Consider the following 10,978-nt stretch of genomic DNA (forward strand, 5'->3'; position numbering starts at 1 on the left):
GCGGTCGTCCATCTGAGGCAGCGACCTCCAGGAGGTACCGATATGGCTGGCGCGTTTCGAGTGGCGCTAACCCGAGACTTCTTGACCGCGGATGGCCGGATTGGTTGGGGCGAGATCGGCCTTGACGCCCTCACCTCGACTACAGGAGTGAGCTGGGAGTTCCTCACTTCCGAGACCACGGAGTTGCCACCAAGTGTCGGGATGGACTACGACGCGCTCATCGTATTGTCTCCGACTGTCAGTGCGACGACCCTCAGCGCAGCGGACCGATTGAAGGTCGTTGCGCGATTCGGAGTCGGCTACGACAACATCGACGTAGCGGCCTGCACGACGGCCGGCGTCCTCCTCACCATCACCCCGGATGGCGTTCGCCGCCCTGTCGCGGTCGCCGCCGTGAGCATGATGCTTGCCCTCACGCACCGCATCCGCAACAAGGACCTGCTCGTACGCAACGGCCGGTGGCACGACAAACTCGACTACATGGGGACGAGTCCAACTGGGCGTGCCCTGGGGCTCCTCGGATGGGGCAACATCGGCCGCGAAATCACCACCCTATGCGCCCCTCTGGGCATGCGACAGCTCGCGACGGACCCGTATGCCGACCCCACCACGGCGGCAGCAGCAGCGGTGCAGCTCTGCAGCATCGACCGACTGTTCGCAGAGTCCGACATCATCATCGTCACCTGTGCCCTGACTCCAGAGACCCATCACCTGGTGAATGCCGACCGGCTCGCCGCCATGAAGCGTTCAGCCTTCCTGGTCAACGTCGCCCGAGGCCCCATCGTCGACGAGGAGGCCCTCACCGCCGTGCTCGCCAACCGTCACATCGCAGGCGCGGCACTTGACGTCTTCGAGTCCGAACCTCCAGATCCAAACCACCCGCTTCTGGGCCTCGACAACGTCCTGCTCGCGCCGCATGCAATCGCCTGGACAGATCAACTCGCGTTCGGGAACGGCAGTAGCGCTATCCGTGCCGTCCTCGACGTGGCGACCGGGGTGGTCCCGGCATACCCGGTCAATCCGGGGGCCCTCCGGCATCCGAAGCTGTCCATGTTGAAAGCGAGGTCCGCTAATGAGCATCACCAGTCATGACCAGCCACCACGCGACCGGAGCCCTGTCAGACAGGCAATGGAGCGTGGCAAGCTCGTGGTGGGGACCTTTGTCTTCGAGTTCGCTACTCCGGGCATCGGCCGTCTCGCCTCGGGCGCTGGAGCCGAGTTCGTCATCTACGACGCCGAGCACACCGGCTGGAGCTATGAGACGCTCCGGACTCTCGTCGCCACCACCCACGGGGCGGAACCCTACGTCAGGGTTCCAGAGACCGGCCGATCGGCGATTTCCCGAGCTCTGGATATTGGTGCGCGGGGAATCATGGTGCCCATGGTCGAATCGACCGAGCAGGCCGAAGCGATCGTCTCCTGGGCGAAGTACCCGCCGGATGGCGTCCGCGGGGCTGCCTTCGGCATGGCGCACGACGGATATGTGCGGTCCGACAACATCGCGTACATGCGCTGGGCCAACACCGAGCCGCTCATCCTCACCCAGATCGAAACCACACGCGGACTAGCCGCAGTTGATGCGATCGCCGCGGTCGCTGGCGTCGACGTGCTCTGGGTTGGCCACTATGACTTGACCAACAGCATGGGAATCCCCGGCCAGTTCGACCATCCCGACTATCGTGCAGCCCTCGATCAGGTGGCAGCGGCCGCGAACTCTCACGGGAAGTACGCCGGATTCATGGCTGGCAGCCCTGCGGAGGCGCACATGCTTGTCGAACGCGGCTTCTCCTTGATTGCCTACGGCGGCGATCTCTGGGTCTATCAGGACGCTCTCCGTGCCGGCATAGTTGAGGTCCATGGTCGCGGACGCGCCACCCGGTAAGGAGCTGTTCGGTCGAACGCCTTCATGCTTTCCGCCTAGACCACTTTCTTGATGCGCCCGTACGCCTGTGCTGACCTACAGCCAACGTAGGCAGGATCCTTGACACGTACCAACGGCACATCTAGTCTCGAACTAATTGTTCGTTCGAACATCGGCGCTCCTCGATTCGGCGAATCCAACCACCCCGCTCAAGCATGCCCGGACTTCCCCCGGCGCCATGCCAGGTCCCGGTGAACGAGGCAACGATGAACCGCACTCCACGCCCTTCTAAGCACTCGGCAGGCACCCATCCTTCTCGGCGTGACTTCGTTCTAGGTGGCGCGGCCGCGGCCGGCCTTTTCGCCGTCACCTCGTGCGAGCTGCTTTCCACCGACCCGGGTGGAGACGCCAAGTCACGCCCTGGCGATGCAGCCGCTCGCGAAGCGCCGATGCTCACTACGCAGGTCAAGGCCGGAAGGCTGCCACCGTTAGCGAAACGGCTGCCCGACGACCCTCTGACCCTCGAGCCCGTCGACGGTGTCACGACCTACGGCGGGACCTGGCGCGCCCTGCTGTTCGGTCAGAACGGCACGGACCTCTACCGTCATCTGGCCTATGACACCCTGGTGCGATGGGACGTCCAGTGGCGCAAGGTGATTCCAAACGTCGCAGCGTCTTGGGATGTCAATGCCGACGGCACGGAGTACACCTTCCATCTGCGCAAGGGCATCAAGTGGTCCGACGGCCATCCGTTCACCGCCGACGACATCGCCTTCGCCTACGAGGGCATCATCGCCGATACGGACCTGACACCCGTGTCGACCAAAGAGTTCGTCACCGGCGACTCGCTGGCGGAGTTCGAGCAGATCGACGACCACACGGTGAAGTTCACGTTCGCCGAACCCAACGGTCTCTTCATGGACCGGCTCGCCTCTCCGGGGTTCGCGACGTCCCGCATCATCATGCCGCGCCACTACTTCGACCAATTCCACCCGAAGTACACCTCCGGCGTCGGGGAAACCGCCCGGAGCGAAGGCTTCGACGACTGGCGTGACTACTTCCTGTCCAAGGGCGGCGGCGGGACGATCGCCGTGGAGTACTGGAGCAATCCTGAGATTCCCACGCTATTTCCCTGGCGGGTCGTCTCACCGCTTACGAGCAAGGGCCAGCTTGAGCTGGAACGCAATCCGTACTACTGGAAAGTCGACTCCGACGGGCGGCAGCTGCCCTACATCGACAGGGTGACCTTCGATCTGGTCAACAACCCGGAGACTATGCTGCTCAAGGCCACCAACGGCGAGGTCGATTTCGACGCCAACCCGTACAACTTCGTGTCCTTGCGGAACAAGCCCGTTCTCGCCCGCAACCGTGACCGCGGCGACTACGACTTCGTCGACGTCATCGACAGCCGCAGCAACTGGGTCGTCATCCAGCTGAACCTCAACCATCGCGAGCCCGTGCTGCGGGAGCTGTTCCAGAACAAGGACTTCCGGATCGGTCTCTCCCACGCGATCAACCGCCAGGAGATCATCGATGCGGTGTTCCAGCGGCAGGGCGAGCCCTGGCAGGTCGCCCCCCGCAGGGAGTCCGGCTTCGATGTTCCGACGTTCGGTACGCAGTACACCGCGTACGACACGGCACTGGCGAACGACCACCTCGACCGGGCCGGTCTGGGCGAGCGGGACTCCTCGGGTATCCGGCTGCTGGCGAACGGCGAGAACCTGTCGTTCGGCATCCTGGTCACTCCGGACTCTCCGGAGTCGGTGTCGACCATCGAACTGATCAAGGGACAGTGGCGGGAGGTCGGCGTCGACCTGCAGATCTCCAACGTCAGTGGCGACCTCAAGATCACTCGCCAGCAGGCCAACGAGTACGACGCGATGGTCGACACCGCGTTCTACGGCATGAAGGACGGTGTGCTGTACCCGAACTGGTACTTCCCCTCGAGGGGCGACACCGGGTTCGCACCTGCTTGGGGCGCGTGGTACGAAACCGGCGGAGCCGAAGGCGAGGAGCCGCCCGCGCCGGTGCGGGAGCAGATGGACCTCTACACCGAGCTCATGCGTACGGTGTCGCCGGCGGGGCGCGACGAACTCTTCCGGCAGCTTCTGGAGATTTCCGCGGAGCAGTTCTACGTCATCGGCACCGTGCTGCCGGCAGGCGCTTACGGCTTGGTGAAGAACCACTTCCACAACGTGCCTGACGAACTGCTGTACGGCTGGGTCTATCCCCTACCCGGTCCGACGAGCCCGGAGCAGTACGCCATCAAGGCATGACAGGACATCACGGCGGTCGGGCCGAGTGAGGGGCGGCCTCGACCGCCGCGACTATGCGGGAGTCACATGCGGGACGAGTGACACCCCTAGGTGTCTCGTCGCGCGGCGACCTGGCCAACGGCGAATGTCGTGTGGTAACTGCGCGACTCTCCCGCGTCGAGCCAGACCAGCGATCCGTCCTCACGGGCGGCCGGAGCGCCGGCGACGTGGTTCGTCGAGGGTTCCAGGCCGACGGCGTACGCACCTTCGCGGAGGTGCAGCCACTGGAAGAACGCCGGGAACTCCTCGCTGCGGTACGCCATCTCGAAGTAGACGCCCAGTCGGTCGTTCGTCAAGCGAACCTTGACTAGACCTTCGGCGTCCGGCCGGAGCTCGTGCTCGTAGACCTGCTCCACGAAGGCCTGCTGAGGTCCTGGCAGTACGACGTTCGACACGCCCTGCTCCGCCACGCTGTCGGACTGCCAGAGTGTTCGGTCGACTGGCGCCTCGAACCGCGTGCCCTCGTCAAGGAACGGCCAGCCGATGTTGATGTGGTAGAGGTACATGTGCGGCGTCCGGTCGAAACCGGCGTTGGTCACGGTGTCGATCAGCCGGATCTCCTCGCCACCAAGGTTGGCCTCGATCCGCCGCCGGAGCCGCAGGTGCTCGCCGAACACGGCCGCCTGGCGGACCTCGCCCTCGGCCCACAGAACACAGGTCTCACCGTCGTCATCGAGGCGTTCGCCGTAGCCCAGTAACCGTGCGGGGATGTTGGCGACGCGGCCGTGCAGTCCGTTCCAGGTCGTACGCCGGTGCGGATAGTGGAAGTGCGCGGCATCCTGCTCGGCGGTGAACAACGTGTGGTCAAGTCCGGCGGTCACCAGCAGGCCGGAGAAGCTGCGGAGCCACGACAGCCCGCCCTCGTCGGCGTACTCATGAAGGCCCGGATGGCGAAACCCCGTCGCGGACCGCCAGCCGAAGCTCGCGCCGCGGTACTCCGCCGGCCCTATGTCCATAGCCCGGTCGACCAGGACATCAAAGGCGAGGCCACTGCCCGTGCGGAACTCGAGCGCTCGCACGCCACGCTCGGCACCATCATCGAGCACGACTGCGCGCACCCCACCAGCGGCCGACAGGTCACCGGCGACGCGCGCAATTCGCGCTGCCGACATCGGTTGTCCGTGCAGTCTCATGCCCTCACTCCTTGCGTGCCCGAAAGGCTCAGAGCCCTCACGTCATCACCCATCCGCCGTTCACCTCGATGCACTGCCCGGTGACGAACGACGCGTCCTCGCCCACCAGGAACGCCACCACGGCCGCGAGCTCCTCGGGTGTGCCTCGGCGTTTCAGGGCCTGGCGTTCGAGGACAAAGGCGTTGTACGCCCCTGGGTCGGGGTGGATCGCCTCCGCCGCGGTGGGAAACGCGCCTGGCGACACGCAATTGACACGGACGTTGTGAGGGCCGAGCTCGCGGGCGAGGGACCGGGTGAGGGCGAGCGCCGCGCCCTTGGTCGAGACGTACGCCGCGAGATCGGCCCACCCGCCATGCATGGTGATGGAGGCGATGTTGACGATCGACCCGCCCCCCGAGGTGGTCATCTGCCGGGCGGCCGCCTGTGCGGCGAGCCAGTAAGCCCGCTGGTTGACGGCGACGACATCGTCGTACTCGTCCACCGGCACGTCGAGAAACGGTCGGCTCGGGTAGATCGCGGCGTTGTTGACGAGGATCCGGACCGGTCCCAAGCCGGCCGCCGCCTGGTCGAAAGCGGCAGTCACCGCAGACGCTTCGCGCAGATCGCAGGCAAGCGCGGCACACTGCCCACCGGCCGACGTGACCATGCCGCAGGTGTCTGTCAACCCCACCTTGTCGACGTCGACGGCAGCTACCGGGTGGCCGTCGGCGGCGAGTCGGAGTGCGATCGCCCTGCCGAGAGCTCCAGCCGCGCCGGTCACCAGAGCGGTCGTCATGCCGGCTCCTCCCTCTCCTGGTAAGGCGCCACCACTCCAGCCTCCACAAGGGCAGCCTGGTCGTCGTTCGAGTAACCGAGATCGGCCAGGACCTCCCGAGTCTGTTCGCCCGCCCGGGGCGCGGGTCGGCGTACCTCGGGCGGTGTGGCGCTGAGCCGGAACGGGAATCCCGGCGTGGTCACCGTCCCCTCCGAGGGGTGGTCGTAGGTAACGAACGACCCGTTGTGCTTGACCTGTGGGTCGTCGAGGAGGTCGGCGTACGAATACACCGGACCGGACCAGATCCCGTGCTCCTCGAACACCTCCAGCCACTCCGCCGTGGTGCGATGAGGCAGCCGGTCCTGGACCAGTGCGGTGATCCGGTCGCGCTGGCGGTGACCGTCGACGTCGGTGTCGAAATCGGCGAGTTCGGGAACCTGCAATGCCTGCGCGAGCGCCTCGAGCGGCGGCATGGCCAAGGCGAGGTACCCGTCGCTGGTGGCGAAAACGCCGTACGGGGCGCGGATGTAAACGTGCGCGTGCGGCTCGCCACTGCGCTTCTGGGGCACCCCGCCCACGGTGTAGATGGACAGTTCCTGCATCTGGACGGCAACGGCCGCGTCGAGCATGTTCACCGTCACCAGCTGGCCCTCGCCCGTGCGCGCGCGGTGCAGGAGGGCGGCGAGCGCCCCCTCGAACGCGGAGTACGCGGCGACGGCGTCAATGGCGTACGTGCCGGATGGCACCGGCGGGTCCGATTCGCGACCCACGCTGAACATCGCCCCGCTCATCGCCTGCAGTAGCAGATCCTGTCCGGCCCGGCTGGCGTACGGCCCGGTCTCGCCGTAGCCGGACATCGAGACGTACACGATGCGTGGGTTGAGGCCCCGGATGGAGTCGTAGTCGACGCCGAGGCGGGCCGCCACGCCGGGCCGGTAGTTCTGCAAGAACACATCCGCGGTCGCCACCAGCCGGTGGACGATGTCGCGCCCCTTCTCGGACTTGAGGTCGACGGCAAGGCTGCGCTTGTTGCGGTTCAGAGCGAGGAACGACGCGTTGACCTCGCGCCCCACCGCACCCCCGGCGGGGGCGTGTCGCTGCCATTCGCCGGTGATCGGCTCCACCTTGATCACATCGGCGCCGAGGTCGCCCAACCGCATGGCCGCGAGCGGCCCGGCCATCGCCACCGAGCAGTCCACAACCCGATAACCGTCGAGTACACCCACGCTTGCCCTCCACCCTCTACCACTCTTGCCGGGATCGTCGATGGGGATCACCGGCCGTGGAACTTCGGCTCGCGCCGTTCGGAGAACGCCCGCCGTCCTTCCCTCGCGTCCTCCGTCGCCATGCAGACAGCCTGAAGGTCGCGTTCGTAGCGCACCGCCTGCTCCGGTGCCATGGCGTACGCAGCTCGCAGGTTGACCTTCGCGGTCTCGGCCGCGATCGGTGCACGGGCGGCGATCCGTCCAGCCAGCTCGATTGCCGTCGACAGTAGCTCCGCCGGTGGGACCACCTGGCTCACCAAGCCCCACTCCAGTGCGGTGCGCGCGTCGATCGGGTCGCCTGTGAGGAGCATCAGCGCGGCGTTGCTCGGACCGATGCTGTGCGCCAGCCCCACCGCCTGCCCTGCTCCACCGATCCAACCCAGCTTGATCTCCGGTGCGGCGAACGTCGCGGTGGCGGCCGCCAGCCGGATGTCACAGGCCAGGGCAAGCTCGAGCCCTCCACCGTAGGAATAGCCGTTGACGGCCGCGACGACAGGCGTACGCACGTGGCGGATCGCATCGGCATAGTCGTCGCGGTTGCGGAAGTCCCACGGCGTGTCATAGTCGCGGAGCGACTCGATGTCGCTACCCACGCAGAACGCCCGGTCGCCCGTTCCGGTGAGGACGAGCGCGCGGACCTCCGGGTCGGTGTCCAGGCGGCACACATGGTCGCGGAGCCGGGACGCCATGTGCGGGGTGACGGCGTTTAACTTCTCGGGCCGGTACACCCGGACGACCGCTACCTGACCGTGCCGCTCCACCAGGATCTCACCGTCGCCGGTCATTGACGCTCGCCTTTCGCCCGCGAGTGGCCGGGTCAGCCGACCCACCGCAGCAGAACAGCTGGCTCTCGGCGTCGGTGCGCGCCACCTCGACGATCTCGCGCATCACGTCCTCGGCGCGGCGATGGTGACCTCGCCGGATCGCCACGGCCACCCGCTCGTGGTTGGGCAGGGTCTCCTTGTTGTGGTCGATGGAGCCGGTGTGGACCTGGCGTACGGATCGCAGCGCGATGCTGATCACCTCGTAGAGATAGAGCAGCAGGTCGTTGCCGCTCGCCGCGAAGATTGCCCGGTGGAACGCCAGGTCGGCCTCGATGAACGCCTGGAGGTCGTCGGCGGTCGCGTGCAGGGCGGCCAGTGCCTCGGCGATCCGTTGGTTGCCGGACGCGTCCGCGCGTTCGGCGGCGACCCTGGCGGCGCCCGGCTCGAGCGCGACCCGCAGGTCGGCGAGGAGCTGGATGTCCCGCGGCTCGGGGTCCGGCAGGAACCGCCAGCGGAGGACGTCGGGGTCGAGCAGGCTCCACGAGTCCGGGGCGCGGACCAGGGTGCCAGCGCTGGTGCGGGTCTCGAGGAGGCCCTTGCCCACCAGGACCTTGACGCCCTCCCGTACGGCGGACCGGCCGACGCCGAGCTCGGCGACGAGGCGTTCCTCAGTGGGCACCGGACTGCCAGGCTCGCGGCGACCACGGACGATCTGCTCGCCCAGCGTCTGGACGACCTGGCTGTGCCGGGCGCTCTCGGCGAATGCGCGCGTGACCAAAGCTCCTCCTCATGATGCTCCCGCGGGCTAGCCCGGGGCTTCCGCCACCGCAGCGTACCGGAGCCTCCTGAACCAGGGCCACATCTTCATCTGATGAACATTGGCCTTCATCGGATGAACCTCTTGACCACTGGGATCGCGTGAGTCTACGGTCCGAAGCGCTTGACGACCCCGCGTTGCCGAGGGGTGGTCGTCGATGAAGGAGGGATGCATGTTCGGCACATCGCGTCGACGGCTCGTGGGGGTGACTGCCGGCTCGGTCCTGGCGCTTATCGCCACGACCGCTGCGACGAACTCGCTCGCCGACACTGGTGGGCCCGGATGCCAGGAGTTCTTCGTGTCGCCAGCTGGTGACGACCAAGCCTCCGGCACAGAACGCGATCCGTGGCAGACAATCGAACGGGCGCGTGACCACATCAGGGAGGAGGGTCTGAACCACGGACGGATGCTCTGCGACATCACCGTGAACCTGCGGGCCGGTGATTACGTCGTAGAGGAGACCATCGAGTTCGGCGCGGCCGACTCCGGCACTGGCGGACACTCGATCGTCTACCGCAGCTACGACGGTCCCGGCGAAGCCCGGTTCCTCGGGGCCAAGCCGGTCACTGGCTGGAAGAAGTACGACGGCAACATCTACCGAACCCAGGTAGACAAGGACGAGTTGTTCTACACGCTCTTCGAAGACCACCAACGGGCGACGACAGCACGGACACCCAACCGGCAGGCCGAGGACGAGTGGGCGCCGTACTTCGTCTCCACCAATCCCGACCCGGCGCGATGGAACACGCCCAAGTGGTTGACCTTCGAGCCCGGCGACTGGGACCCGGAGTGGGAACCAGAGTGGGGCGATCTGTCTGATGCACAGGTCGTCGTCTGGTCTGGCAACGACTGGGTGTGGTTCACCGACACCGTGCCGATCCAGAACATGTCGTGGGGCAACAACATGACCACGCTGCGGTACGCGACGAGGTATCCCATGACATCCGACGAGGGTGGGTCGCGCTACTTCATCCAGAACTCCCTGCACTTCCTCGACCAGCCGGGCGAGTACTACCTGGACTGGAAGGACGGGTCGCTCTACTACTGGCCGCGTTCGGGATCACTTTCCAACTCCACGGTCTGGGCGCCCACCGTGAAGACGGTCTTCGACTTCTCCGGGGACTCACCGGCGGACCGTGTGCACGATGTGCACCTCGCGGTCTCGCGGTGGAGTACTCCGACTTCGTCGACTGGTACCGCTACGCATGGAACCAGGACGGCGACTCCGGTGAGGTGCACAAGTACCCGCAGTACGACCGGCAGATCGAGCTGCCGAGGAACCGGTTCGGCACCATTACGATGACCAACTCGCGCAACATCGAACTGCGCCGGATGCACATCTCCAACACCGGCTACACCGCCGTCTACATGCTGTTCGCCAACGACCACAACCGGGTCTCCGACAGCCTGCTGGAAAACCTCGGCGGTGACGGGATCAAGGTCGAAGGACCATACCCCGGTGAGGGCGACGTGGCACACCACAACACCTTCACTAACAACTACATCCACCACTACGGCGAACTCGTTCCGGGCGACGCCGCCGGCGTGGAGATCCTCAGCAGCGGCCACAACGAGGTCAGCCACAGCGTCATCGAACACAGCGCGCGCTATGGCGTCAGCCTCGAAACCCGGCCCGAAGTGACCAACGAGGACAACTACACCCATCACAACCGGCTGGAATACCTCCGGATCGCTCACGTGGGCAAGGACAGCAACGACATGGGCGCGCTCTACGCCTACGGCGTGCGCAACCACGATCCGACGCTGCCCACGACGAACGTGATGAACCAGATCACCATCGACGATGTGAACCCCACAGATCCGGAGATGTTCGACCCGGCGGGCCACGGGGTGCACATGGACTTCGGCGGCTGCAGCTTCCACTTCGCCAACATCGAAGTGACGAACGTGCAGGGCCGGACGTTCAAGGGCAGCCGAAACTGCAACACCCTGGAGAACAACAGCTGGGACCCCGGCTTCGACAAATCCAAGATGGAGTACGACAAGATCGGCGTCTCCGCCGACTTCCCCTATCCCCTTCCCGAGTAACAGATGGCCGTCGGTGCGGG

General features: G+C 66.1%; 10 protein-coding genes. 5 read left to right on the forward strand and 5 right to left on the reverse strand.

Going from position 1 to position 10,978, the window contains the following annotated elements:
* Positions 1 to 42 precede the first annotated feature (42 nt).
* The 3 genes from ABN034_RS24930 (at position 43) to ABN034_RS24940 (ending at position 4,137) form a co-directional block, all read left to right on the forward strand.
* On the forward strand, positions 43 to 1,092 hold the full coding sequence (locus tag ABN034_RS24930) for an NAD(P)-dependent oxidoreductase (RefSeq protein ID WP_349693400.1): 1,050 nt from the start codon (positions 43 to 45) through the stop codon (positions 1,090 to 1,092).
* Positions 1,073 to 1,882 carry an HpcH/HpaI aldolase family protein gene (locus ABN034_RS24935; protein ID WP_349693401.1) on the forward strand — a complete coding sequence of 270 codons (810 nt, stop codon included), beginning with the start codon at positions 1,073 to 1,075 and terminating at the stop codon, positions 1,880 to 1,882. The genes ABN034_RS24930 and ABN034_RS24935 overlap by 20 nt, the downstream gene beginning before the upstream one ends.
* A 245-nt stretch (positions 1,883 to 2,127) precedes the next feature.
* Entirely contained in the window at positions 2,128 to 4,137 is a 2,010-nt protein-coding gene (locus ABN034_RS24940; RefSeq protein WP_349693402.1) for an ABC transporter substrate-binding protein, read from the forward strand.
* Between the two features lie 86 nt (positions 4,138 to 4,223).
* On the opposite strand, the gene ABN034_RS24945 is transcribed toward ABN034_RS24940, so the two are convergent.
* Genes ABN034_RS24945 through ABN034_RS24965 form a run of 5 tightly spaced genes read right to left on the reverse strand, consistent with a single transcriptional unit; the run spans position 4,224 to position 8,870 of the window.
* Positions 4,224 to 5,309 (reverse strand): aldose 1-epimerase family protein, encoded by a 1,086-nt coding sequence (locus tag ABN034_RS24945; RefSeq protein WP_349693403.1) that lies wholly within the window; start codon positions 5,307 to 5,309, stop codon positions 4,224 to 4,226.
* Positions 5,310 to 5,346: 37 nt separating this feature from the next.
* Complete coding sequence (locus ABN034_RS24950) at positions 5,347 to 6,084, reverse strand: SDR family NAD(P)-dependent oxidoreductase (RefSeq protein WP_349693404.1); 738 nt, start codon at positions 6,082 to 6,084, stop codon at positions 5,347 to 5,349.
* The gene (locus ABN034_RS24955) at positions 6,081 to 7,289 is read right to left on the reverse strand and encodes a CaiB/BaiF CoA transferase family protein (protein WP_349693405.1); all 1,209 of its coding nucleotides are present in this window, start codon (positions 7,287 to 7,289) and stop codon (positions 6,081 to 6,083) included. Before ABN034_RS24955 ends, ABN034_RS24950 begins: the two co-directional genes overlap by 4 nt.
* A gap of 47 nt (positions 7,290 to 7,336) precedes the next feature.
* The gene (locus ABN034_RS24960; protein ID WP_349693406.1) at positions 7,337 to 8,113 is read right to left on the reverse strand and encodes an enoyl-CoA hydratase/isomerase family protein; all 777 of its coding nucleotides are present in this window, start codon (positions 8,111 to 8,113) and stop codon (positions 7,337 to 7,339) included.
* The gene (locus ABN034_RS24965; RefSeq protein WP_349693407.1) at positions 8,097 to 8,870 is read right to left on the reverse strand and encodes a FadR/GntR family transcriptional regulator; all 774 of its coding nucleotides are present in this window, start codon (positions 8,868 to 8,870) and stop codon (positions 8,097 to 8,099) included. Before ABN034_RS24965 ends, ABN034_RS24960 begins: the two co-directional genes overlap by 17 nt.
* Positions 8,871 to 9,081: 211 nt before the next feature.
* Between ABN034_RS24965 and ABN034_RS24970 the strand changes: the two genes are divergently transcribed.
* Positions 9,082 to 10,212, forward strand: coding sequence for a hypothetical protein (locus tag ABN034_RS24970; RefSeq protein ID WP_349693408.1), 1,131 nt, complete (start codon positions 9,082 to 9,084; stop codon positions 10,210 to 10,212).
* Complete coding sequence (locus ABN034_RS24975) at positions 10,209 to 10,958, forward strand: right-handed parallel beta-helix repeat-containing protein (protein WP_349693409.1); 750 nt, start codon at positions 10,209 to 10,211, stop codon at positions 10,956 to 10,958. Before ABN034_RS24970 ends, ABN034_RS24975 begins: the two co-directional genes overlap by 4 nt.
* Positions 10,959 to 10,978: the final 20 nt, after the last annotated feature.

Origin of the sequence: Actinopolymorpha sp. B11F2 (assembly GCF_040195635.1) — a bacterium.
Taxonomy (GTDB): Bacteria; Actinomycetota; Actinomycetes; order Propionibacteriales; family Actinopolymorphaceae; genus Thermasporomyces.

Coding starts and splice junctions, on each gene's coding strand:
- ABN034_RS24940 (WP_349693402.1), top strand. CDS start 2,128: ATGAACCGCACTCCACGCCCTTCTAAGCACTCGGCAGGCACCCATCCT.
- ABN034_RS24935 (WP_349693401.1), top strand. CDS start 1,073: ATGAGCATCACCAGTCATGACCAGCCACCACGCGACCGGAGCCCTGTC.
- ABN034_RS24945 (WP_349693403.1), bottom strand. CDS start 5,309: ATGAGACTGCACGGACAACCGATGTCGGCAGCGCGAATTGCGCGCGTC.
- ABN034_RS24950 (WP_349693404.1), bottom strand. CDS start 6,084: ATGACGACCGCTCTGGTGACCGGCGCGGCTGGAGCTCTCGGCAGGGCG.
- ABN034_RS24960 (WP_349693406.1), bottom strand. CDS start 8,113: ATGACCGGCGACGGTGAGATCCTGGTGGAGCGGCACGGTCAGGTAGCG.
- ABN034_RS24975 (WP_349693409.1), top strand. CDS start 10,209: ATGACCAACTCGCGCAACATCGAACTGCGCCGGATGCACATCTCCAAC.
- ABN034_RS24930 (WP_349693400.1), top strand. CDS start 43: ATGGCTGGCGCGTTTCGAGTGGCGCTAACCCGAGACTTCTTGACCGCG.
- ABN034_RS24970 (WP_349693408.1), top strand. CDS start 9,082: ATGTTCGGCACATCGCGTCGACGGCTCGTGGGGGTGACTGCCGGCTCG.